This window comes from Stenotrophomonas sp. STEN031, from assembly GCF_056759975.1.
This window is the reverse complement of sequence record NZ_JBRREA010000034.1, coordinates 1-22584: the sequence shown is the minus strand read 5'-3', so window position 1 is coordinate 22584 and position 22584 is coordinate 1. Positions and strand designations below refer to the sequence as shown.

Below are 22584 nucleotides of genomic sequence, written 5' to 3'. Positions count from 1 at the left end.
TGCATTGTAGAGCCTGATCAGCCTGCGAACAGCGCCAGCAGTTGCAGTGAGCCGGTTCCCAGCAGCACCCCGATGGCGGTGGCGGCCAGCACGTCGCTGGGGTAGTGCAGGCCCAGCACCACCCGTGACAGCGCTACGCCGAGGGTGAAGGGCAGCAGCAAGGGGGCCAACCACGGGTAGTAGGCCAGCGCCACCACGGTGAATGACACCGCATGCAGGGTGTGGCCGGACGGGAAGCTGTATTCATCCAGCGGCGCCACCCAGGCGCGGATGCGCAGGTCGGCGGCAAATGGGCGCGGGCGCCGGGTCCAGCGCTTGAGCAGCTTGTACAGGGTCAGCGCCAGCACGCCGGTGGCGGCCATGTGTGCCGACGCCTGCAGGCCGTCCAGTCCATCAGCCAGTACCAGCGCGCCCATCAGCATGTACCAGAACACGCCATCGCCAAGCCGGCTCAGCAACGAGAACAGGCGACGGATGCCGCGCCGACGGCCGTAGTGGTTTGCCCGGCGGCACCAGCGTGCTTCGCGTGCGGCGATTCCTTCAGGCGGCAGCAATGGCATGGCAGCGTCTCCGGGAGGCCAGTTCACTGAGCAGGGCTTCGAACTCGGCAACCACCTGTTCCGGGTGCAGGCGCTGCATCGCACGGCTGGCGTTGGCGCCAAGGGTGGTGCGCATTTCCTCATCGTTGGCCAGCTGCACGGCGGCGGCGATGAAGTTCTCGTCCGTGTCCACCGCCACCCCGCTATGGCCGCTGCGCAGGTGCTCGCGTGCTGCGCCGTAGTTGAAGGCGACCGTCGCCACGCCACTGGCCATGGCTTCCAGGGTGACGTTGCCGAAGGTTTCGCTGCGGCTGGCGAACAGGAACAGGTCGGCGCTGGCGAAATGCCGGGCCAAGGCTTCGCCACGTTGCACGCCGCAGAAGATGAAGTCGGGATTCTGCTCGGCCAGCTTCGCCCGCATCGGGCCATCGCCGACCCAGACAAAACGTGCCTTCGGCCGGTGTTGCTGGATGCGGCGGAATGCCTTGATTGCCAGCCCCAGGTTCTTTTCTGCGGCGATGCGGCCGACATGGATCACCGCAAAGCCTTCGCCTTCGATGCCCCAGTCGGCACGCAGCGCAGCGTCGCGTTTGTTTGGGTCGAACTGACTGCCATCCACCGCGCGCGCGAGCAACCGCGCTCGGGAGAAACCGTTGTCCAGAAGGAACTGCTGCAACTCGCGGGTGGGGACCAAGGTGGCTTCTGCCTGATTGTGAAAGCGGCGCATCCAGCGCAGTGCGGTGCCCTGCAACCAGGCAGCGCCATAGTCGGGCAGGTATTCATCAAAACGCGTGTGCAGGCCCGACGCGACCGGGATGCCCAGCCGCCGCGCGGTGCGCATCGCCGACCATCCCAACGGGCCTTCCGTGGCCACGTAAATTGCATCCGGGCGTTGTTGTTGCCACTGGCGTGCAAGCAGCAGCGGTGCCGGCAGGCCGAAGCGCAGGCCGGGATAGCGTGGCAGGCCGGCGCCGCGTACCAGGAGCTCATGGGCGGCGCCGGTGCCGTCCTGCTGCTGGCGTGGGCGCACCACATCGACGTCGTGGCCGCGGTTGCGCAGGCCGTGCTCCAGTCCCTGCACGGTCAAGGCAACGCCATTGACCTCCGGCGGATAGGTCTCGGTGACGATCGCAAAGCGCATGGCTGGCTCCCGGTTTTTGGCGAGGATGCGCGTAGCCGATGAAGCACCTGTTACTGTGATCTGACCGCTTTATGACGGCCCTGAAGAGCGAAGACCACGGCCCGCAACGGGTCGTGGTCTTGTCTGTCCAGCGTTGGCGCGGGCGCCAGCGTCAGTCGTACTTGCCGATCCCGCTCAGGCCACGAATGGCCGGAAGTTGAAGCCCAGCCCGGTCATGCCTTCGGCTTCGCCGACCAGGTCCGCGCGCAGCAGCGGGCGGGCGTCGATGTAGTCCTTGGCCAGGATCAGCGACAAGGTGTTGCCGTCCACCGACAGTTCCAGCGTTGGAATGGGATCGGGTTCGTGGGCGCGGTGCAGCAGTACCGCCAGCCGCAGCAGCGCGGCGGTGCGCTTGGCTGGCAGCAGCAGGCGGTCGGGCAGGGCGTCGAACGCGGTCTTGGAGACGCCGCGGCGGTGGGTGCGGATCAGTGCCGCCAGCATCTGCTGTTCCTGGCGCGAGAAACCGGCGATATCCGAATTCTCGATCACGTAGCTGCCGTGGGTGTGATAACCGCTGTGGGCGATCATCAGGCCCAGCTCGTGCAGGCGTGCGGCCCAGCCGAGCATGCGCGCATCGTCCACGTCCAGCTTCCAGCTGTCGGCCACCTGTTCAAACAGCCGTTGCGCGGTGGCTTCCACGCGCTGCGCCTGGGTCTCGTCGATGGCGTAACGCTGGGTCAGCGCGGCGACCGATTCATCGCGCGGATCGTTGTCGTTGGCGCGGCCCATGATGTCGTAGAGGATGCCCTCGCGCATCGCGGCCTTGCTGACCAGCAGTTTCTGCAGGCCCAGCGCCTGGAAGGCGGCTTCCAGCACCAGCACGCCACCGGCAATGATCGGGCGGCGCTCGTTGGACAGGGTGGGCAGGTTGATGTCGTTGATGTGCTTGGCGCGCAGCAGCTCCTCGCGCAGCTGCGGCAACGCCTCGGCGGTGATGGCGCCCTTGCTGAGCTTCATCGCCGCGCAGATTTCGCTGATCGCCTTGTGGGTGCCGGACGAGCCCAAGGCTTCCTGCCAGCCCAGTGCCTTGTACTTGTTGGCGAAGGGCTGGAACTCGGCGCCGATCTCGGTGAGCGCATCCTTCCAGCGCTTCTTGCTCAACTTGCCGCCCGGGAAGAAGCGGCGGGTGCTGGCGATGCAGCCGGCCTGCAGGCTTTCGCGCTCCAGCGTCTGCATGCCCTGGCCGATGATGAATTCGGTGGAGCCGCCGCCGATGTCGATCACCAGCCGGTGCTGGTCGGGCTTGGGCGGCTGCGCATGGGCGACGCCCAGGTAGATCAGGCGCGCCTCTTCACGGCCACTGACCACTTCGATGGCGTGGCCCAGCGCGGTCTCGGCCGGCATCAGGAACGACAGCGGTGAGCGCAGCTGGCGCACGGTATTGGTAGCCAGGGCGCGCACGCGGTAAGGCGGGATGTTGCGGATGCGCTGGCCAAAGCGGGCCAGGCATTCGAGCGCGCGTTGGCGCGCCTCGGACGACAGCCCGCCTTTGCCATCCAGGCCGTCGGCCATGCGCACGGTCTCGCGCAGGCGGTCCACCACCCGCAGCTGCCCAAGGAGGTAGCGCGCGATAACCATGTGGAAACTGTTGGAACCCAGGTCGATGGCGGCCAGCAGGTCGCCGTCCTGCAGGGGCGGTGGGGTCAGGGAAGACTGGGGCATGGCGGAATGGTAACGGTAGTAGTGGGTGATGAGGAGTGAGGAGTGAGAAAAAGCTGAGATCACGCTACCTGGCAGGGGGGCGGCGGCTTAGTCCGGGCGCAGGCATGAAATTGGCGGCAGCGTTCGCTGCCGTTGCTCCCTCTCGTTTCTCACTCCTCTTCACTCGCTCCTGCCTCAGAGCCCTTCCATCAATGCCTGCTGGGCCGAATGTGGCGGCTGGCCCGGCGCGGGCTCGCACTTGAGATAGCGGCCGTCTTCCTGCAGGTCCCAGGCGTTGAGGTTGTCGTCCAGGTAGTTCTGCAGCACCTCGCGGTAGATGCGCCGGGCCAGGTCGGTGTCCAGGATGGGGAAGCAGGTTTCCACGCGACGCAGCAGGTTGCGTTCCAGCCAGTCGGCGCTGGCGCAGTACAGCTCGGGGGCACCGTTGTTGCCGAACCAGTAGACGCGGCTGTGCTCGAGGAAGCGGCCGACGATCGACCGCACGCGGATATTGTCCGACACACCTTCCACGCCCGGGCGCAGGGTGCAGGCGCCGCGCACGATCAGGTCGATCTGCACGCCGGCCTGCGAGGCGGCGTACAGGGCGCGGATCACCTGCGCCTCGTTGAGCGCGTTCATCTTGGCGATGATGCGGGCCGGCTTGCCTTCCAGTGCCAGCCGGGTCTCGCGCTCGATGCGCTTGATCAGCCCGGCATGCAGGGTGAAGGGTGATTGCAGCAGGCACTTGAGCTTCATCTTCGGCGCCAGCCCGGACAACTGCTGGAACAGCAGGTGCACATCGTTGCCGATGTCCGGATCGGCGGTGATCAGGCTCAGGTCGGTATACGCGCGGGCGGTGCCGCTGTGGTAGTTGCCGGTGCCCAGGTGCACGTAGCGGCGCAGCTTGCGGCCCTCGCGGCGCACGATCAGCAGCATCTTGGCGTGGGTCTTGTAGCCGACCACGCCGTAGACCACCTGCACGCCCGCATCCTGCAGGCGGTCAGCCAGGCCGAGGTTGGCTTCTTCGTCGAAGCGCGCGCGCAGTTCGACCACGACAGTGACGTCCTTGCCATTGCGTGCGGCCAGGATCAGGGCTTCGACAATGCCCGAGTCCTTGCCGGTGCGGTACAGGGTCTGCTTGATCGCCAATACGTTGGGATCGACTGCGGCTTCGCGGATCAGCTCCAGCACGGTGCTGAAGGAATCAAACGGGTGGTGCAGCAGCACGTCGCCCTGCGCAGCGGTTTCGAAGATGCCCTCGGGCGACTTGAATACGCGTGGGGTCATCGGCGGGTATTTCAGGTCCGGCCGCTGCAGCAGGTCATACACCTGGATGACGCGGTTGAGGTTGACCGGGCCGTCGATGCGATAGGCCGCGTTCTCCGACAGGCCGAAGTTCTGCAGCAGGGTCTGCATGATCGGCTTGGGGCAGTCGTGGGCGATCTCCAGCCGCACGGCAGGGCGATAGCCACGGTCGACCAGCTCATCGCGCAGCGCCAGCGCCAGGTTCTCGACTTCCTCCTCGTCCACCACCAGTTCGGAGTTGCGGGTGACGCGGAACTGGTAGGCGCCCTGCACATCCATGCCCGGGAACAGCTCATCGACGAAGGCCGACAGTACCGCTGACAGCAGCACGAAGTTCTGCGGGCCGCCCAGCGATTCGGGCAGCTGGATGATGCGCGGCAGCGAGCGCGGCGCGCGCACCAGGGCCAGATGGCCGGCGCGACCGAAGGCGTCGGTGCCCTTGAGCACGACGACGATGTTCAGCGACTTGTTGAGGATCTTCGGGAACGGGTGCGACGGATCCAGGCCCAGCGGCGACAGCACCGGCATGATCTCGTTGCGGAAATAGGCGCGCAGCCATCGGCGCTGGCGCGTGGTCCAACTCTTGTTGGCGAGAATGCCGACGCCGGCCTCGCCAAGGGCCGGGCGCAGCACCTGGTTCCAGCAACGGTACTGCTGGTCCACCAGTTCGGCAGCGCGGTCATGGATGGCGTTGAGGATGGCCTGCGGGCTCATCCCGTCCGGTGCCGGCGGCAGGCCGAATTCCTGCGCATGGCGTACCGCTGCGGCACGGATCTCGAAGAACTCATCCAGGTTGGTGCAGGAGATGCACAGGAAGCGCAGCCGCTCCAGCAATGGCACCTGCTCATCCATCGCCTGGGCCAGCACGCGGAAGTTGAAATCCAGCTGTGACAGTTCCCGGTTGATGTACAGCGACGGATCACGCAACGGATCGGTGCCGACGGCGGGAGTGGCGGGGGGCGGGGGAGGAGGGGTCATGCCGGGAAGTCTTCCATGGACAAAGGCGAGGGGGATGCATTGCGCGGGCGTACATGCTCGGCGTCAAAGTGGCAGGCGAAGGTGCTGCCTTGGCCGACTTCGCTGCGGATCTCCAGGCGTGCCTGGTGCAGGCCAAGAATGTGTTTGACGATGGACAGGCCCAGGCCGGTGCCGCCGCTTTCGCGCGAGCGGCTGCTGGACACGCGGTAAAAGCGTTCGGTCAATCGCGGCAGATGGTTGGCCGGGATGCCGTAACCGGTATCGGTGACAGCCAATACGGCGCCATTGCCTTCGCGGCTGAAGGTCAGGCTGATGCGGCCACCGGCCGGGGTGTAACGCACGGCATTGGTCAGCAGGTTGGAGAAGGCGCTGTGCAGTTCCTTGTTGGAACCCGCCAGGTCCACGCCAGCCTGGTCTTCCACGGTGATGGTGTGACGGCCCTGGCTGTGTGCCTCGGCTTCGCGCCGCAGCGAGGCCAGCATCGAGGTCATGGCCACGGTTTCCAGCTCGGTGTGCTGCTGCGATTCCAGTCGCGACAGGGTCAGCAGATCTTCGACCAGCTGCGCCATGCGCTGCGATTGCTTGCGCATTTCCGACAGCATCGGCCCGGTGTCGGGGAAATCCTCCGGGTCCATCATGTCGAGGTAGCCATGCACCACGGTCAGTGGCGTGCGCAGCTCATGCGAAACATTGGCGACGAAGTCGCGGCGTACCTGTTCCAGGTGCAGCAGCTTGGTCACGTCACGCGCGACCAGCAGCCAATGGTGATCCGAGTAGGGGATCAGGCGCATATGCAGGCGGATGGCCGGATCGACCGGCGAGTTGGCATCCAGGATGGGTTCGGCATTGCGGCCACCGGCCAGCCAATGGGCCAGCGGCAGCGGCTGCAGGCGCGGCACCAGCGCAGCTTCCATGTCGGCCGGGTGCTGCAGGCCGAGCAGGGTGGTGGCGGCCTCGTTGAACCACTGCACGCGCTGGGTGTTGCGGTCGACCACCACCACCGCATCCGGCAGCGCGGCGGCGGCGGCGCGGTAGCTGCGCAGCATCTCGACCAGGCGGCGCTTGCGTGCACGCATTTCCTGCTGGTTGCGCGAGAGCAGGCGATCCAACTCGTTCCAGACGCCGACGCCTGCAGGGCTGTCCCAGCGTTGGCGTGCGGTCAGCCGCAGCAGCAATTGGCGCAATCGCCAGTAATGCCAGGCCAGGATCGCCAGGGCGGCGAGTGCCACCACCAGCGCGGGATGCCCCAGCAACGCGCCCAGCCCCCATGCCAGCAACAACAACGCGGCCACGGTAGCCAGCGTCTTCAACCAGGCAGATCGGAATTGGCGGGGCATTGCACTCTCGGTGGTACGGGAGGGATCCGTCGGGGGTATCCCGGGTTATAGCATCGCTTGCAGCCGCGCGGCCGCCGCCGTTCAGGTGGCGGCGGAAAAACGGTAGCCGGCACCGCGCACGGTCTGCACCATGTTCTCGGCGCCGAACGGTTCCAGCGTCTTGCGCAGGCGGCGGATATGCACATCGATGGTGCGTTCTTCCACGTACACGCTGCCGCCCCAGACATGATCCAGCAGTTGCGAACGGGTATAGACGCGTTCGGGGTGGGTCATGAAGAAGTGCAGCAGGCGGTATTCGGTGGGGCCGATCGGCACCGGAAAATCGCCGGCGAAGACGCGGTGGGCGGCGCCGTCGATGCGGATGTTGCCAACGCCGACGCTGCCGTCTTCGTCATCGTCGCGGGTGCGGCGCATCACCGCACGGATGCGGGCCAGCAGTTCGCGTGCCGAGAACGGCTTGACCACATAGTCGTCGACGCCGGCTTCCAGGCCACCGACGCGGTCATTTTCTTCGCCGCGTGCCGTGAGCATGATGATCGGCACGTCGCGGGTCAGGACTTCCTTGCGCCAGCGGCGGGCCAGTTCCAGGCCGCTGGTGCCGGGCAGCATCCAGTCCAGCAGGATCATGTCCGGTACCCGGTCGGCAATGGCGGTCTGCGCTTCGAGTGCGTCGCCGGCATGGACCGGGTCGTACTCGCCCTTGCGCAGGGCGAAGGCGACCATGTCACGGATCGCGGGTTCGTCGTCGACAATCAGGATACGTTTCTGCACGTGGCGCCTACCGGAATGCCCATCAATAAGGGATGTGCTCAGTAGACTACGGTTTGATGACGGGTTTGTGACATGGACAGGCGGCAATCCCGGCCGTTTGTCAGCCACGGGTTCAGTTGCGTGACATTTCCGGGTCGTGGACGCCGAGGCGACGCATTTCCAGCACGGTTGGCATGATCGATTCGATGCGGGCATCCACCCGGGCACGGCTGACATAGTCCAGCCCCGGCTGCTTGAGCAGGGCCTGGAACTGGATCAGCGCCTGTTCCGGGCGACCGTTCAGGTAAGCGGCCTCGGCATAGGCTTCGCTGGCGCGGGTGCTGTCGCCGGCCAGTTCGCTGGCACGGGCGAAGGTGGTCTGGAATACCGGGTCGTCGCTGGAACGGGCCAGCAGTGGCCGCAACATGGCCTGCGCGCGCTGGCCGGCAGCGACACCGCCCTGTTCATTGAGGATGCGCGCATAGGTCAAGGCCACCGGCCGGCTCTGCGGCAGGCGCTTGAGCAGGGCGTCGAAGCGCTTGTTGGCCTCTTCATGCTGTCCCCTGCGCGATTCGGCCTCGCCCAGGGCCAGGTTCACCCACAGGTTGTCCGGGTATTGCTGCAGCAGCTGCTGCAGTTCGGGCAGGGCCTGGGTAACGCCACCGGCGCCACCATCGCGCAGACGTGCGATGGCCACGCCGTAACGCTGCGGGTCGGTCAGGCCATCCTTCTGGCTGCGCTTGAGGCCTTCGTATTCGCGGACCAGTTCCGACGGAGTGGGCGCACTGAGCACGCGCAGGCGCTCGCGGGCCCAGTCGAATTGGCCGGTCGGGCCGCGTGGCAGGCTGGTGCCGGGCAGGGACAGCTGCAGGCCGGCCGGCAGCAGTGGATTGCCGCCGCTCAAGGGGCTGGCGCTGGTGTCGGGTGCGGAAGGATCCACACGCTCCTGCAGGATGCCGGTCGGCGTCTGCGTGGTCAGCAGCACCGTGTCCTTCTTCATCTGCTCGGCGCGGGCCTTGGCCTCGCTGATGCGGGTGATGTTGACCGGGTGGGTACGCAGGAAATCCGGCGTGGAATAACCGCCTTCATTGCCACGCATCGCCGCCGACATGCGCTCGAAGAAGCCGGCCATCGCATCCACGTCGTAGCCGCTGCGGGCCAGGGTACGGATGCCGAGACGGTCGGCCTCGGACTCATTGGAGCGGGTGAAATTGATCTGGCGCTGCTGCATCAGGCCCATGCCGGAGGTGATCGCGGCCATGGTGGCGTCGCCGGAGGAGTTGCCACCGGCCTGCTGCGCGGCGATCACCGCCGCCAGCATGCCGAGCAGGATCGGGATCTGGTCGCGCTGGGCGCGCTCCACTCCACGCAGCACATGTTGCTGGGTGACATGCGAGATTTCGTGCGACAGCACCGCGGCGACCTCGTCCTCGCGCTCGGCGGTCAATACCAGGCCAGCATTCATGCCGATGTAGCCGCCCAAGGTGGCAAAGGCGTTGATCTGGCGGTCCTTCATCATGAAGAACGTGTACTTCTGCTGCGGCTGGGCACTGTTGGAGCCGAGCCGTGTGCCCATGGTGCCGAGCCAGTCGTCGACCAGTGGATCGTCCAGCAGGTAGCCGTAGTTGCGCAGTTCGCGCAGCATCATCCCACCGTACTCGGCCTGCCGTGCCGGGGTCAGCAGCTCGCCGGCCGAGGAGCCGATGTCCGGCAGCTTGGTGTCATCGGCGTGCGACAGGGGCGCGGCAAGCGCCAGGGTGACGGCAGTGGCGAGCAGCAGGGTGCGCAAGCAGGAAACTCCAGAAGTGGCAGGGCGGAGGATGACCGGTAAGCACGGCGCCGGTGTGAAGCACAGGTTAACCTGCTGTGTTCCACCGCTGGCATCGATATCCGCGGCTGTCGGTACCATATATAGACAATGTTTCCAGTCAGGAGTTTCGTTGTGACAACGCAATCCACCACCGGCGCCGCGCCGGAGATCACCATCTACTCCACCGCTGTCTGCCCTTACTGTGTGGCCGCCAAGAACTTCCTGAAGAGCAAGGGCCAGTCCTGGACCGAGGTCCGCATCGACCTGGACCCGGTCGAGCGCGAGAAGATGATGGCCTTGACCAAGCGCACCAGCGTGCCGCAGATCTTCGTCGGCGACGTCCATGTGGGCGGTTACGACGACATGATGGCGCTGCATCGTGCCGGCAAGCTGGAGCCGCTGCTGGCCGGGCAGGGCGCATGAGCGGCAGCGAAAAGGACCGCCTGGCCGAGTTCACCGAGTTCCGCCAGCGCATGAACCAGCGCATCCTGGCCGAGCCCAACCAGGTGGTGCGGCGCTTCTTCGCGCTGGATACCCAGACCTACCAGGCTGGCGCGCTGGACGTGAAGACCAAGGAGCTGCTGGGCCTGGTCGCCTCGCTGGTGCTGCGCTGCGATGACTGCATCAGCTACCACGTTGCGCAATGCAAGGACGCCGGGGTCAACCGTGAAGAGTTCTTCGAGACCTTCTCGGTGGGCCTGGTGGTGGGCGGATCCATCGTCATTCCGCACCTGCGGCGGGCGGTGGACTTCCTGGACCAGTTGGAGAGCGGGGCGGCCGAGGCGCCGGCCGGTCACGACCACAGCTGAACCCCAGACCTTCGTCCAGTTGGGGCTGGCGCGGCTGATCAGGCATAATTGACAGTTGAAACCTTTTCAATCGCGCCGGTATCCGGGCAGCCGGATGGCGCATTCCCTCCTCCCTGTTCGGAATACCTAGAAATGACGCAGACAATCACCGTCATCCGCGGCGATGGCATCGGCCCGGAAATCATGGACGCCACCCTGTTCGTGCTGGACAAGCTGGGCACCGGCCTGTCCTACGAATTCGCCGACGCCGGCCTGGCCGCCCTGGAAAAGCACGGTGAGCTGATCCCGGCTTCCACCCTGGAGTCGATCACCAAGCACAAGGTCGCCCTGAAGAGCCCGCTGACCACCCCGGTCGGTGGCGGTTTCAGCTCGATCAACGTTGCCCTGCGTCGCCAGTTCGACCTGTATGCCAATGTGCGCCCGGCCATCTCGTTCCCGAACACCAAGTCGCGCTACGAGAACATCAACATGATCACGGTGCGTGAGAACACCGAAGGCGCCTATCTGGCCGAAGGCCAGGAAGTGTCGGCCGACGGCGAGACCGCGTTCTCCGGCACCCGCATCACCCGCAAGGGCTCCGAGCGCATCGTGCGTTACGCCTTCGAACTGGCCAAGAGCACCGGCCGCAAGAAGGTCACCGCCGTGCACAAGGCCAACATCATCAAGTCGACCTCGGGCCTGTTCCTGAACGTTGCCCGCGAAGTTGCCGCCGAGTACCCGGAAATCGAATTCCAGGAAATGATCGTCGACAACGCCTGCATGCAGCTGGTGATGCGTCCGGAGCAGTTCGACATCCTGGTCACCACCAACCTGTTCGGCGACATCATCTCCGACCTGTGCGCCGGTCTGGTCGGCGGCCTGGGCCTGGCCCCGGGTGCCAACATCGGCAAGGACGCTGCGATCTTTGAAGCCGTGCACGGCACCGCACCGGACATCGCCGGTCAGGGCAAGGCCAACCCGGTCGCACTGATGCTGGCGGCCGCACAGATGCTGGACCACGTCGGCCAGCCGGAAAACGCCGAGCGCCTGCGCAAGGCCATCGTTGCCACGATGGAAGCCAAGGATTCGCTGACCGGCGACCTGGGCGGCACCGGCACCACCATGGGCTTCGCCCAGGCCATCGCCAGCCGCATCTGATTGCAGCTGCGGTAGTTGGTGTTGCAGAAAACGGAGCGCGAAAGCGCTCCGTTTTCGTTGATGTAGTGCCGCGCCATGCTCGGCAGGGGCCTTCCCAAGGCCAGCTGTAGCGCCGAGCCATGCTCGGCTGTGGCATTACCGATAACGCCTCTGCCGAGCATGGCTCGGCACTACAAACAACAAAGGGCGCCCAATGGGCGCCCTTTGCATGCAACCTGCCGCAGCTGCCTCAGTTGCGCGACTGCAGCTTCGACAGCAGGCGCAGGAACTCGATGTACAGCCACACCAAGGTGACCATCAGCCCGAACGCGCCGTACCACTCCATGTACTTCGGAGCGCCGGCTTCCACGCCGCTTTCGATGAAGTCGAAATCCAGCACCAGGTTCAGCGCGGCAATCACCACCACGAACAGGCTGAAACCAATGCCGATCAGGCCCGAGCCGTGGATATAGGGGATGTTGATGTTGAACAGGCCCAGCACGATGGTGGCCAGGTACACCAGGGCGATGCCGCCGGTGGCCGCGACTACGCCGAGCTTGAAGTTCTCGGTGGCCTTGATCAGGCCGCTGCGGTAGGCGAACAGCAGCGCGAACAGCGTGCCGAAGGTCAGCAGCACGGCCTGGAACACGATGCCGTTGAAACGCACTTCATAGATCGCGGAGATCGAACCAAGGAACAGGCCCTCGGCCAGCGCATACAACGGCGCGCTGACCGGTGCCCAGGTCTTCTTGAAGATGGTCACCAGCGACAGGATGAAGCCGACGATCAGGCCGCCCCACATGTAGAACTTGGCTGCCGGCAGCAACTCGCCGCTGTCGCCGATGGTGCCGTTCCATGCGAACGCTGCGGTCAATGCGGCGAGCAGCAGCAGGAAGCCGGTCTTGTTGACGGTGCCGTTGATGGTCATCGCATCGGCGCCGCGTGACACCACGCTGCCGCTGCCAAGGTCGAGGAAGGTGGATTCGGAAAGGGCAGGGTTGCCGCTGCGCATGCAATGCTCCGTTGCTATGAAGTGGGCGGGAAACGGATGCCAGCATACCCAAATTAAACAAAATGAAATTTACCGTTGACAGACAGGCGCGTTCTTCCCACAATAGCCGACCTTTCCGGGGCATCGGAGAGATTCACCGCCGGGGTATAGCGCAGTCTGGTAGCGCGCCTGCTTTGGGAGCAGGATGTCGGGGGTTCGAATCCCTCTACCCCGACCATCCAACGCACCAAGCGCGTGTTGGAGTGCGACAATCCGGTCAGAGCGCCCGTAGCTCAACTGGATAGAGCACCGGCCTTCTAAGCCGGCGGTTACAGGTTCGATTCCTGTCGGGCGCGCCATCAGGTGCAAGCGGTAGGTGAGTAAGGTTTCAGTGGTGGCTGTAGCTCAGTTGGTTAGAGTACCGGATTGTGATTCCGGTGGTCGGGGGTTCGAATCCCCTCAGCCACCCCACTGTTTCAGGGCTTCGGAGTGAAATCCGGGCTTGCAATAAAAACCAGGTTGCGGCATTATTCGCCTCCTGATTTTCAGGGCTGTTAGCTCAGTTGGTAGAGCAGTTGACTCTTAATCAATAGGTCCAAGGTTCGAATCCTTGACAGCCCACCAAATCAAGAAAGCCGTTGGAGCAATCCAGCGGCTTTCTCTTTTTATGTAAGCCCGGTGTTTTGGGCAGGTGCGTAAGACACTCAATGTAGTGTAGAATTCACCTCGAAGTTTCAGGGCTGTTAGCTCAGTTGGTAGAGCAGTTGACTCTTAATCAATAGGTCCAAGGTTCGAATCCTTGACAGCCCACCAAATTGGAAAAGCCGCTGGAGAAATCTGGCGGCTTTTTTCTTGAAAGGGGCCGGTGCAGGTGGTCGGCGCTGGTTGCGGGCGGGGCAGCTGGGAGCGGCTTCCGCTTTGTTGGCGCTCCTGCAACAATGGCGCCCTGAGTCAGTATTGCGAAAGTGGCGGAATTGGTAGACGCCCTGGATTTAGGTTCCAGTGCCGCAAGGCGTGGGGGTTCGAGTCCCCCCTTTCGCACCAGTCAGCGGTGTTCTCTGCCCGCTGCGGGCCTTTTCAGACAACCTGTATGGGTCTGCCCGCTGGCGGCCACGGGCGATATCGGCCAAACTAAAGGGCTGCGGTGCAAACCGCGCCCTACAACCGTTTCATCCATCACATCGAACCGGGGCGGTTGCCGCCGGTGGCAGGAGTCAACATGCAAGCTTCGATCGAATCCACCGGCAATCTGGAACGCCGCCTGAGCTTCTCGCTGCCGGAAGAGCGTCTGCAGGGGCACATCAGCGGCCGTCTGGGCGAAATCGCGCGCACCGCGCGCATCAAGGGTTTCCGCCCGGGCAAGGTGCCGGCCAAGGTGATCGAGCAGCGTTTTGGCCCGCAGGTGCGCGCCGAGGCGCTGGACGGCCTGCTGCGCGAGACCTTCGATGCCGCCCTGCGCCAGCACGAGCTGCGCATTGCCGGTAACCCGCGCATCGACAAGGCCGGCGAAGGCGAGTTCGACTTCGTTGCCACCGTCGAGCTGATCCCGGACTTCGGCGACGTCGACGTCACCAAGCTGACCGTCGTGCGCCACACCGCCGAAATCAGCGATGCCGACATCGACCAGATGATCGAGAACCTGCGCGCCCAGCGCCGCAGCTGGAAGCCGGTTGCACGCGGCGCCCAGGAAGGCGATCTGGTCGGCCTGGAAACCTGGTCGCAGGCGGGTGATGAGCGTCTGCCGGCCGAGGGTGTCGAGAAGGGCACCATCATCGTCGGCCAGGGCATGATGTTCGAGCAGATCGAGAAGGGCCTGATCGGCCTGGCCAAGGGCGAGGAAAAGACCCTGGACGTCGAGTTCCCGGCGGACTGGCGCGTGCCGGCACTGGCGGGCAAGACCGTGCAGGTCACCGTCAAGGTCGTTGAAGTGTCCGAGCAGGAGATGCCGGAAGTCGACGCTGCCTTCATCAAGAGCTTCGGCGTGAAGAACGGCGACGTGGAGCAGTTCCGCGCCGACATCCGTTCCAACCTGGAGCGCGAGCTCAAGGGCGCGCTGATGAACCGCCTGCGCCGCGAAGTGGGTGAGCAGCTGATCGCCGCCTATTCCTCGGTCGAGCTGCCGCCGCGTCTGGTCGAGGGTGAAGCCCGCTCGATGCTGGCCCAGCAGATCGATGCCATCCGTCGCCAGGGCGGCAACCCGGGCGAAGTGCCGGCCGATGCCCACGAAGGCTTCAAGGACGCCGCTTCCAAGCGCGTGCTGGTCGGCCTGCTGGTCGGTGAAGTCGCCCGCAAGAACGAGCTGCGCCTGGATCCGAAGCGCCTGAACGAAACCATGCGCCTGATCGCCTCGACCTACGAAGAGCCGGAGCAGGTCATTGAGATGTACCGCAACGACCCCCAGCTTATGGCTGGCCTGCAGAACCGCGTGATGGAAGAGCAGGTGATCGACTGGATCGCCGAGCGTGCCCAGCACACCGAGCAGGCCTTGACGTTCCAGGAAGCCATCCGCCAGTAAGCTGGCGGTGTTTCATCCCCGCGCCACGGCGCGGGGAGTTCCCTCCCAAAATAGGTGCCTCACGTAATGGACAACCGAACCAAAGCTCTGAACATGGTTCCGATGGTGGTCGAACAGACCAGCCGCGGCGAGCGCGCCTACGATATCTATTCGCGCCTGCTCAAAGAGCGCCTGATTTTCCTGGTCGGTCCGATCGACGACCATATGGCGAACGTTGTGGTCGCGCAGCTGCTGTTCCTTGAGTCGGAAAACCCGGAAAAGGAAATCAGCATCTACATCAACTCGCCGGGCGGCGTGGTCACGGCCGGCATGGCGATCTACGACACCATGCAGTACATCAAGCCGGACGTGAGCACCACCTGCATCGGCCAGGCCGCCTCGATGGGCGCGCTGCTGCTGGCGGCTGGTGCGCCGGGCAAGCGCTTCGCGCTGCCGAACTCGCGCGTGATGATCCACCAGCCGCTCGGCGGCTACCAGGGCCAGGCTACGGACATCGACATCCACGCCCGTGAAATCCTGACCCTGCGTTCGCGCCTGAACGAAGTGCTGGCCAAGCACACCGGCCAGGACTTGGAGACCATCGCCCGCGATACCGAGCGTGACAACTTCAAGAGCGCGGCCGAGGCTGCGGCGTACGGCCTGGTGGACCAGGTGCTGGAGCGCCGTCCGGAAGAGAGCATCCAGGCTTCCTGATGGGTTGAACGGCCAGAAAATCGGCCTGATTTTGCAGGGTCGGAACCGGACTGGTGTCCCTCCGGCCCTGTGCTATTCTCGAATTTGAACCCCCTGTTCAGAGGGGGAAGCAACTGGGTAAGCGAAGCATGAGCGAAGACCGGCAAGGTCGTACCGGGGACAGCAGTGGCAAGATTCTGTACTGCTCGTTCTGCGGCAAGAGTCAGCACGAAGTCCGTAAGCTGATCGCAGGCCCGAGCGTGTTCATCTGTGATGAATGCGTGGAGCTGTGCAACGACATCATCCGTGAGGAACTTGAGGAAAAGGCGCAGTCGGCGCGCAGTTCGCTGCCCAAGCCGCGCGAAATCCTCGAGGTGCTCGACCAGTACGTGATTGGCCAGAACCGTGCCAAGCGCACCCTGGCGGTTGCGGTGTACAACCACTACAAGCGCATCGAGAGTCGTTCCAAGAGCGACGACGTCGAGCTGTCCAAGTCCAATATCCTGCTGGTCGGCCCGACCGGTTCGGGCAAGACGCTGCTGGCCGAAACGCTGGCGCGCCTGCTCAACGTGCCGTTCACCATGGCCGATGCGACCACCCTGACCGAAGCCGGTTACGTGGGCGAGGATGTGGAAAACATCATCCAGAAGCTGCTGCAGAAGTGCGACTACGATGTCGAGAAGGCACAGCAGGGCATCGTCTACATCGATGAAATCGACAAGATCTCGCGCAAGAGCGAGAACCCGTCGATCACCCGTGACGTGTCCGGCGAAGGCGTACAGCAGGCACTGCTGAAGCTGATCGAAGGCACGGTTGCCAGCGTTCCGCCGCAGGGCGGCCGCAAGCACCCGCAGCAGGAATTCCTGCAGGTCGACACCAAGAACATCCTGTTCATCTGCGGTGGCGCGTTCGCTGGCCTGGACAAGGTGATCCAGGCCCGTTCCACCGACACCAGCAGCATTGGTTTCGGTGCCAAGGTGAAGAGCGCCGAGCGCAAGCAGGAAGTGGGCAAGGTGCTGGCTGAAGTGGAGCCGGAAGACCTGATCAAGTTCGGCCTGATCCCGGAGTTCGTTGGCCGCCTGCCGGTGGTCGCGACCCTGGAAGAGCTGGACGAGGCGGCCCTGATCCAGATCCTGACCGAGCCCAAGAACGCCATCACCAAGCAGTTCAAGAAGCTGTTCGAGATGGAGAACGTGGAACTGGAGTTCCGTCCCGATGCGCTGTCGGCCATCGCCAAGAAGGCGCTCAAGCGCAAGACCGGCGCCCGAGGCCTGCGCACCATCGTCGAATCGGTGCTGCTGGACACCATGTACGAGCTGCCCTCGCAGGAAAACGTCAGCAAGGTGGTGGTGGACGAGTCGGTCATCGAGAACAAATCCGAGCCGTACATCGTCTACCAGACCCCGCCGGAACCGGTCAAAACCGCCTCGGGCGAGTGAACCCGGGCAAACTGAGGTGAATAGGCGGTTGCGCCGCTCACGTTCAGCTTTCCACAGCTCTTGCAACACCTCGCCGATGGCCCCATAACGGGGCCATCGGCTTTTTTATTTAGCCTCCACCGAATCTCGGAGCCCCCATGGCCCAGTCCCAACTCGAAGTCCTCGACCTGCCGGTCCTGCCGCTGCGCGACGTGGTGGTGTTCCCGCACATGGTCATCCCCCTGTTCGTGGGCCGCGACAAGTCCATGCAGGCGCTGGAGCGCGCGATGGAGGCCGACAAGCGCATCCTGCTGCTGGCGCAGAAGTCCGCCGAAACCGACGACCCGGCCGCCGCTGACCTGTACACGGTCGGCACCCTGGCGCAGGTGCTGCAACTGCTGAAGCTGCCCGACGGCACCATCAAGGTGCTGGTCGAGGGCCTGTCGCGCGTCGCCGTGGACAAGATCTACGAGCAGGACGGCTCGCTGCAGGGCCACGGCGTGGAGATCGAATCGGACGAATCGCGCGAGCCGCGCGAGATCGAGGCGATCGCCCGTTCGCTGATGTCGCTGTTCGAACAGTACGTCAAGACCAACCGCAAGCTGCCGCCGGAGTTGCTGCAGACCCTGGCCGGCATCGATGAGCCGACGCGCCTGGCCGATACCATTGCCGCGCACATCGGCGTGCGCCTGGCCGACAAGCAGAAGCTGCTGGAAACCCTGCAGGTCGGTGATCGGCTGGAAATGCTGGTGGGCCTGGTCGATGGCGAAATCGATGTGCAGCAACTGGAGAAGCGCATCCGCGGTCGCGTCAAATCGCAGATGGAAAAGAGCCAGCGCGAGTACTACCTCAACGAGCAGATGAAGGCCATCCAGAAAGAACTGGGTGACCTGGATGAAGCGCCGGGTGAGATGGAAGAACTGGCGCGCAAGATTGCCGAAGCCGGCATGCCCAAGCCGGTCGAGACCAAGGCCAAGAACGAGCTCAACAAGCTCAAGCAGATGTCGCCGATGTCGGCCGAAGCCGCAGTCGTGCGCAACTATCTGGAATGGCTGCTGGGCGTGCCGTGGAAGAAGCGCACCAAGGTCCGCAAGGATCTGAAGGTCGCCCAGGACACGCTGGATGCCGACCATTACGGCCTGGACAAGGTCAAGGATCGCATCCTTGAATACCTCGCCGTGCAGTCGCGGGTGAAGCAGATGAAGGGCCCGATCCTGTGCCTGGTCGGTCCGCCGGGCGTGGGCAAGACCTCGCTGGGTCAGTCCATCGCCAAGGCTACCAACCGCAAGTTCGTGCGCATGAGCCTGGGCGGTGTGCGTGACGAGGCCGAGATCCGTGGCCATCGCCGCACCTACGTCGGCTCGATGCCGGGTCGCATCGTGCAGAACCTCAACAAGGTCGGCAGCAAGAATCCACTGTTCGTGCTGGATGAGATCGACAAGATGTCGATGGATTTCCGCGGCGACCCGTCCTCGGCCCTGCTCGAAGTGCTGGACCCGGAACAGAACAACGCCTTCAACGATCACTACCTTGAGGTCGACCTGGACCTGAGCGAAGTGATGTTCGTGGCTACCTCCAATTCCTTGAACATTCCCGGCCCGTTGCTGGACCGCATGGAAGTGATCCGCATCCCGGGTTACACCGAGGACGAGAAGCTCAACATCGCCACCCGCTACCTGGTGCCCAAGCAGCTCAAGGCCAATGGCCTGAAGGTGGAGGAGCTGGCCATCGAGGAAGACGCCATCCGTGGCATCGTGCGCTATTACACGCGCGAGTCCGGCGTGCGTAACCTTGAGCGCGAAATCGCCAAGATCTGCCGCAAGGTAGTCAAGGAAATCGCGCTGGCAGGCCCGCAGCCGGTGAAGAAGGCGGCCAAGAAGACCGCGAAGAAGCCCAAGGCGCTGGTGGTGGTTGATGCCGGCAACCTGGACAAGTACCTGGGTGTGCAGCGCTTCGACTTCGGCCGTGCCGAGGAGGAGAACGAGATCGGCCTGGTCACCGGCCTGGCCTGGACCGAAGTCGGCGGCGACCTGCTGCAGATCGAGTCGACGCTGATCCCGGGCAAGGGCGCGGTGACGCTGACCGGCCAGCTGGGCAACGTAATGAAGGAATCGGCGACGGCGGCCTTGTCGGTGGTGCGTGCACGTGCCGAGTCGCTGGGTATCGACGTGGATTTCCTGCAGAAGCACGACGTGCACCTGCACGTGCCCGACGGTGCCACGCCGAAAGATGGCCCCAGCGCCGGCATCGCGATGGTGACCTCGCTGGTGTCCACGCTGACCAAGGTGCCGGTCAAGGCCGAAGTGGCGATGACCGGCGAGATCACCCTGCGTGGCCGCGTCACCGCCATCGGTGGCCTGAAGGAGAAGCTGCTGGCCGCGCTGCGCGGTGGCATCCGTACGGTCATCATCCCCGACGAGAACCGCAAGGACCTGGCCGACATTCCGGCCAATGTCACCCGCGACCTGACCATCGTGCCGGTGAAGTGGATCGATGAGGTGCTGGATATCGCGCTGGCAACGCCGTTGGCACCGAAGAAAGCAGGCAAAAATGCGCAGCGCGTCGCAGTTCGCGGCAAGGCGAAGGCAGCTCCCACGGCCCGCGTCAAGCACTGAAATGTGAACGTAAAACCCCTCAAAACCCGCGTCATTAAAGGCTTTTCAGCTTGCGCGGGTAGGGGGGCGCTGGTATAAAAGTGCCACTCACGCAGCAGCTGATTTCGTGCTGGCGTGTTTGCAGGTTCTTCGGCGGTCGTGGGTCTTGGGGACGCACGGCTGCCACTCAAATAATTCCGCGGATTACCGCAAAGGGAGTTTTACAGAATGAACAAGACCGAATTGATCGATGGCGTTGCCGGTGCTGCTGACCTGTCCAAGGCTGAAGCTGGCCGTGCGGTTGATGCCGTCATCGCCGAGATCACCAAGGCCCTGAAGAAGGGCGAGGCCGTGACTCTGGTGGGCTTCGGTACGTTCCAGGTCCGCGAGCGCGCTGCGCGCACCGGCCGTAACCCGAAGACCGGCGAAGAGATCAAAATCGCCGCTGCAAAAAATCCTGCCTTCAAGGCTGGTAAAGCTCTGAAAGACGCTGTAAACTAAGCGGCTCAGCTGGGGTGCTTAGCTCAGCGGTAGAGCGTCTCCCTTACACGGAGAGGGTCGGGGGTTCGAAACCCTCAGCACCCACCAAGTTAAGCATTGCAGTACAGTTTGAAAGTGTGGAGCGGTAGTTCAGTTGGTTAGAATGCTGGCCTGTCACGCCGGAGGTCGCGGGTTCGAGTCCCGTCCGCTCCGCCAGTTGTCTCAAAGCCCTCGGCGCAAGCCGGGGGCTTTTTTTTGGTCCGCTATTGGCAGCGGCTGAGTTGGGCGCGGGGCAGGAAGCGGGTTAAACTGCCCGGCTCGCCACTCAGGCCTCGATTTGCCCATGCTGCAGAAACTTCGCGACAAGACCTCAGGCTGGATCGTTACGGTGATCATGGGCCTGTTGATGATCCCGTTCCTGTTTGTGATCGACAACAGCTACCTCGGTGGCGTCGGCGCACAGAACGTTGCCAAAGTGTCGGCCCCGCCGTCGTGGTGGACCTCGGCGCCGTCGTGGTGGCCGATGTCGTTCCTGTGGAACCACCATGAAGTCAGCGTCGAAGACTTCCGTGCCCGTTTCGAACAGGCACGCACGCAGGCGCGTGAGCAGCAGGGTGACAACTTCGACCCGCGTGAGTTCGAAACCGCGGAGAACAAGCGGCTGGTGCTCGATCAACTGATCGACGAGCAGGTCGTACGCCTGGCTGCCGAAGACGCGCATATCGTCATCGGCGACAAGGCCGTGCGCGATTACATCGCGGCAATCCCGGCGTTCCAGAAGGACGGCAAGTTCGATGCCGACCAGTACCGCTTGGCGCTGGCGCAGAGCATGCCGCCGCGTACGCCGGCGATGTTCGAGCAACTGGTGCGTTCGAGCCTGCAACAGTCGATCATTCCATCGGCACTGGCGCAGTCCGGCTTCGTGACCAAGGGTGAGAGCGAGCGCCTGCTGAAGTTGCTGGGCGAAACCCGTGACGTGGAGTTCGCGCTGCTGCCAGCCGTCGCGGCAGATACCGCTGCGGTCAGCGATGCCGAGATCGACCAGTGGTACAAGGCGCATCCGAAGGATTTCCGCCAGCCGGAAAACGTGACCATCGAGTACGTCGAGCTCAATGCTGCCAGCATGCCGGCTGCAACGGCCGCCGACGAGGCCACCCTGCGCCAGCGCTATGAAGACGAAAAGATGCGTTTTGTCAGCGCCGACCAGCGCCTGGCCTCGCACATCCTGATCACAACCGGCAGCGACGAGAAGGCTGCAGAAGCCAAGGCGGCCAAGCTGGCCGCGGAAGCCAAGCAGCCGGGCGCCGACTTCGCCGCGCTGGCCAAGGCCAATTCGGAAGATCCGGGTTCCAAGGACGCCGGTGGCGACCTGGGCTGGGTCGAGAAGGGCGTGATGGACAAGTCCTTCGAGGACGCACTGTTCGCGATGAAGGCGGGTGAGGTGGTTGGCCCGGTCAAGAGCGCATTCGGTTACCACGTGCTGAAGCTGCGTGAGATCAAGGGTGGCGAAGGCCGTCCGTTCGAAGAAGTGCGTGACCAACTTGCTGCCGAGCAGCTGCAGGCCGATACCGAGAAGGCATTCAACGAGTTGAGCGGTCGCCTGGTCGATCTGGTTTACAAGAACCCGACCGAGCTGGGTGCAGCAGCCAAGGAAATCGGCGTGCCGGTGCAGACCCTGGGGCCGTTCGATCGCGCCACCGCCAGCGGCATCGCTGCCAATCCGGCGGTGTTGAAGGCCGTGTTCTCCGACGCCTTGAAGGAAGACGGCACGGTCAGCGACCCGATCGAACTGGGCCCGAACCACAGCGTGATGGTGCGCGTCACCGCGCATACCCCGGAGCAGGCGATCCCGCTGGCGCAGGCGCGTGAGCAGGTGATTGCTGCGGTGCGCGCGCACCGCACCGAAGAGGCTTCGAAGAAGGCAGCTGATGCCTTGCTGGCCAAGTTGAACGGCGGCCAGACCCTGCAAGCACTGGCTGGCAGCGAACAGCTGCAGTTGCTGCCGATGCCGGGCCTGCCGCGCACTGCGCCGATGCCGACCGTTGAAGCCAACCGCGCCGCGTTCACCGCCGCCGCCCCGGTCGGCGACAAGCCGAGCTATGGCAAGGTCGAGATGGAACCGGGCCGCTATGCGGTGTTTGCGGTCACCAAGGTGACCCCGGGCAACCCGGCCGAAGTGCCGGAAGCGCAGCAGGCCATGCTCAAGGACCAGCTGAGCCAGATCGACGGTGCCGCTGCCGCCAAGGCTTATGTCGATGGCATGCGCAAGCGCTACAAGGTGCAGGTGCAGGAATCGCAGCTCTGAGCATCTGAGTGATAAAAGCAAAAGCCCGGCGAAAGCCGGGCTTTTTTGTTGAGGTAGTGCCGCGCCAGGCAAGGCCGGCGGGGTTCCCGCCGCCCCACCGCCTCTGGGGACGCGCGCACCCCCGGACCGTTACAACACAAAAGG

17 protein-coding genes and 8 tRNA genes are annotated in these 22584 nt (G+C 64.2%); 17 read left to right on the top strand and 8 right to left on the bottom strand.

Annotation, left to right across the window (positions count from 1 at the left end):
* Positions 1-17: 17 nt before the first annotated feature.
* From ACVOLQ_RS15120 to ACVOLQ_RS15090, 7 genes are all read right to left on the bottom strand, one after another.
* Positions 18-560: a phosphatase PAP2 family protein gene (locus ACVOLQ_RS15120; protein WP_481528493.1), complete on the bottom strand. Its 543-nt coding sequence runs from the start codon at positions 558-560 to the stop codon at positions 18-20.
* The gene (locus ACVOLQ_RS15115; RefSeq protein WP_481528492.1) at positions 541-1680 is read right to left on the bottom strand and encodes a glycosyltransferase family 4 protein; all 1140 of its coding nucleotides are present in this window, start codon (positions 1678-1680) and stop codon (positions 541-543) included. Before ACVOLQ_RS15115 ends, ACVOLQ_RS15120 begins: the two co-directional genes overlap by 20 nt.
* Positions 1681-1854: 174 nt before the next feature.
* Entirely contained in the window at positions 1855-3381 is a 1527-nt protein-coding gene (ppx, locus tag ACVOLQ_RS15110; protein ID WP_481528491.1) for an exopolyphosphatase, read from the bottom strand.
* A 174-nt stretch (positions 3382-3555) separates the two neighbouring features.
* Entirely contained in the window at positions 3556-5643 is a 2088-nt protein-coding gene (gene ppk1 / locus ACVOLQ_RS15105) for a polyphosphate kinase 1 (protein WP_481528490.1), read from the bottom strand.
* Complete coding sequence (gene phoR, locus ACVOLQ_RS15100; protein WP_313173795.1) at positions 5640-6980, bottom strand: phosphate regulon sensor histidine kinase PhoR; 1341 nt, start codon at positions 6978-6980, stop codon at positions 5640-5642. The genes ppk1 and phoR overlap by 4 nt, the downstream gene beginning before the upstream one ends.
* An 81-nt stretch (positions 6981-7061) precedes the next feature.
* Positions 7062-7751 (bottom strand): phosphate regulon transcriptional regulator PhoB, encoded by a 690-nt coding sequence (gene phoB, locus ACVOLQ_RS15095; protein WP_481528489.1) that lies wholly within the window; start codon positions 7749-7751, stop codon positions 7062-7064.
* A 112-nt stretch (positions 7752-7863) separates the two neighbouring features.
* Positions 7864-9519, bottom strand: coding sequence for a M48 family metalloprotease (locus tag ACVOLQ_RS15090; protein ID WP_313173796.1), 1656 nt, complete (start codon positions 9517-9519; stop codon positions 7864-7866).
* 129 nt (positions 9520-9648) lie between these two features.
* Between ACVOLQ_RS15090 and grxC the strand changes: the two genes are divergently transcribed.
* From grxC to ACVOLQ_RS15075, 3 genes are all read left to right on the top strand, one after another.
* The gene (grxC, locus tag ACVOLQ_RS15085; protein ID WP_313173797.1) at positions 9649-9963 is read left to right on the top strand and encodes a glutaredoxin 3; all 315 of its coding nucleotides are present in this window, start codon (positions 9649-9651) and stop codon (positions 9961-9963) included.
* The gene (locus ACVOLQ_RS15080) at positions 9960-10349 is read left to right on the top strand and encodes a carboxymuconolactone decarboxylase family protein (protein ID WP_313173798.1); all 390 of its coding nucleotides are present in this window, start codon (positions 9960-9962) and stop codon (positions 10347-10349) included. The genes grxC and ACVOLQ_RS15080 overlap by 4 nt, the downstream gene beginning before the upstream one ends.
* A gap of 132 nt (positions 10350-10481) precedes the next feature.
* Positions 10482-11486: an isocitrate dehydrogenase gene (locus ACVOLQ_RS15075; protein ID WP_313173799.1), complete on the top strand. Its 1005-nt coding sequence runs from the start codon at positions 10482-10484 to the stop codon at positions 11484-11486.
* 229 nt (positions 11487-11715) lie between these two features.
* Here ACVOLQ_RS15075 and ACVOLQ_RS15070 read toward each other — a convergent pair whose 3' ends face one another.
* A complete protein-coding gene (locus tag ACVOLQ_RS15070; RefSeq protein WP_313173800.1) occupies positions 11716-12477 on the bottom strand; it encodes a Bax inhibitor-1/YccA family protein in 762 nt (253 codons plus the stop codon).
* Between the two features lie 140 nt (positions 12478-12617).
* Between ACVOLQ_RS15070 and ACVOLQ_RS15065 the strand changes: the two genes are divergently transcribed.
* From ACVOLQ_RS15065 to ACVOLQ_RS15000, 14 genes are all read left to right on the top strand, one after another.
* Positions 12618-12694: transfer RNA gene (locus ACVOLQ_RS15065), tRNA-Pro, on the top strand.
* Between the two features lie 44 nt (positions 12695-12738).
* Positions 12739-12815, top strand: a tRNA-Arg gene (locus ACVOLQ_RS15060).
* Between the two features lie 35 nt (positions 12816-12850).
* Positions 12851-12927 (top strand) — tRNA-His (locus tag ACVOLQ_RS15055).
* A gap of 77 nt (positions 12928-13004) precedes the next feature.
* Positions 13005-13080, top strand: a tRNA-Lys gene (locus ACVOLQ_RS15050).
* Positions 13081-13193: 113 nt separating this feature from the next.
* Positions 13194-13269: transfer RNA gene (locus ACVOLQ_RS15045), tRNA-Lys, on the top strand.
* Positions 13270-13415: 146 nt separating this feature from the next.
* Positions 13416-13500: transfer RNA gene (locus ACVOLQ_RS15040), tRNA-Leu, on the top strand.
* A gap of 175 nt (positions 13501-13675) precedes the next feature.
* Positions 13676-14971 (top strand): trigger factor, encoded by a 1296-nt coding sequence (gene tig, locus ACVOLQ_RS15035; RefSeq protein ID WP_313173801.1) that lies wholly within the window; start codon positions 13676-13678, stop codon positions 14969-14971.
* Between the two features lie 66 nt (positions 14972-15037).
* Positions 15038-15664: an ATP-dependent Clp endopeptidase proteolytic subunit ClpP gene (gene clpP / locus ACVOLQ_RS15030; RefSeq protein WP_057629317.1), complete on the top strand. Its 627-nt coding sequence runs from the start codon at positions 15038-15040 to the stop codon at positions 15662-15664.
* 128 nt (positions 15665-15792) lie between these two features.
* On the top strand, positions 15793-17082 hold the full coding sequence (clpX, locus tag ACVOLQ_RS15025; RefSeq protein ID WP_313173802.1) for an ATP-dependent Clp protease ATP-binding subunit ClpX: 1290 nt from the start codon (positions 15793-15795) through the stop codon (positions 17080-17082).
* A 137-nt stretch (positions 17083-17219) separates the two neighbouring features.
* Positions 17220-19676, top strand: a complete 2457-nt coding sequence (gene lon / locus ACVOLQ_RS15020; protein ID WP_313173803.1) for an endopeptidase La — start codon at positions 17220-17222, stop codon at positions 19674-19676.
* Between the two features lie 207 nt (positions 19677-19883).
* Positions 19884-20156: an HU family DNA-binding protein gene (locus tag ACVOLQ_RS15015; RefSeq protein WP_057629314.1), complete on the top strand. Its 273-nt coding sequence runs from the start codon at positions 19884-19886 to the stop codon at positions 20154-20156.
* 12 nt (positions 20157-20168) lie between these two features.
* Positions 20169-20243 (top strand) — tRNA-Val (locus tag ACVOLQ_RS15010).
* 31 nt (positions 20244-20274) lie between these two features.
* Positions 20275-20351 (top strand) — tRNA-Asp (locus tag ACVOLQ_RS15005).
* A 127-nt stretch (positions 20352-20478) separates the two neighbouring features.
* Positions 20479-22440 (top strand): peptidyl-prolyl cis-trans isomerase, encoded by a 1962-nt coding sequence (locus ACVOLQ_RS15000; protein ID WP_481528488.1) that lies wholly within the window; start codon positions 20479-20481, stop codon positions 22438-22440.
* The last annotated feature ends 144 nt before the right edge of the window (positions 22441-22584 follow it).

What these genes read in the sequence shown, in the direction of transcription:
- ACVOLQ_RS15120 (WP_481528493.1), bottom strand. Translation starts at nt 560, where the DNA reads ATGCCATTGCTGCCGCCTGAAGGAATCGCCGCACGCGAAGCACGCTGG.
- ACVOLQ_RS15115 (WP_481528492.1), bottom strand. Translation starts at nt 1,680, where the DNA reads ATGCGCTTTGCGATCGTCACCGAGACCTATCCGCCGGAGGTCAATGGC.
- ppx (WP_481528491.1), bottom strand. Translation starts at nt 3,381, where the DNA reads ATGCCCCAGTCTTCCCTGACCCCACCGCCCCTGCAGGACGGCGACCTG.
- ppk1 (WP_481528490.1), bottom strand. Translation starts at nt 5,643, where the DNA reads ATGACCCCTCCTCCCCCGCCCCCCGCCACTCCCGCCGTCGGCACCGAT.
- phoR (WP_313173795.1), bottom strand. Translation starts at nt 6,980, where the DNA reads ATGCCCCGCCAATTCCGATCTGCCTGGTTGAAGACGCTGGCTACCGTG.
- grxC (WP_313173797.1), top strand. Translation starts at nt 9,649, where the DNA reads ATGTTTCCAGTCAGGAGTTTCGTTGTGACAACGCAATCCACCACCGGC.
- ACVOLQ_RS15080 (WP_313173798.1), top strand. Translation starts at nt 9,960, where the DNA reads ATGAGCGGCAGCGAAAAGGACCGCCTGGCCGAGTTCACCGAGTTCCGC.
- ACVOLQ_RS15075 (WP_313173799.1), top strand. Translation starts at nt 10,482, where the DNA reads ATGACGCAGACAATCACCGTCATCCGCGGCGATGGCATCGGCCCGGAA.
- ACVOLQ_RS15070 (WP_313173800.1), bottom strand. Translation starts at nt 12,477, where the DNA reads ATGCGCAGCGGCAACCCTGCCCTTTCCGAATCCACCTTCCTCGACCTT.
- tig (WP_313173801.1), top strand. Translation starts at nt 13,676, where the DNA reads ATGCAAGCTTCGATCGAATCCACCGGCAATCTGGAACGCCGCCTGAGC.
- clpP (WP_057629317.1), top strand. Translation starts at nt 15,038, where the DNA reads ATGGACAACCGAACCAAAGCTCTGAACATGGTTCCGATGGTGGTCGAA.
- clpX (WP_313173802.1), top strand. Translation starts at nt 15,793, where the DNA reads ATGAGCGAAGACCGGCAAGGTCGTACCGGGGACAGCAGTGGCAAGATT.
- lon (WP_313173803.1), top strand. Translation starts at nt 17,220, where the DNA reads ATGGCCCAGTCCCAACTCGAAGTCCTCGACCTGCCGGTCCTGCCGCTG.
- ACVOLQ_RS15015 (WP_057629314.1), top strand. Translation starts at nt 19,884, where the DNA reads ATGAACAAGACCGAATTGATCGATGGCGTTGCCGGTGCTGCTGACCTG.
- ACVOLQ_RS15000 (WP_481528488.1), top strand. Translation starts at nt 20,479, where the DNA reads ATGCTGCAGAAACTTCGCGACAAGACCTCAGGCTGGATCGTTACGGTG.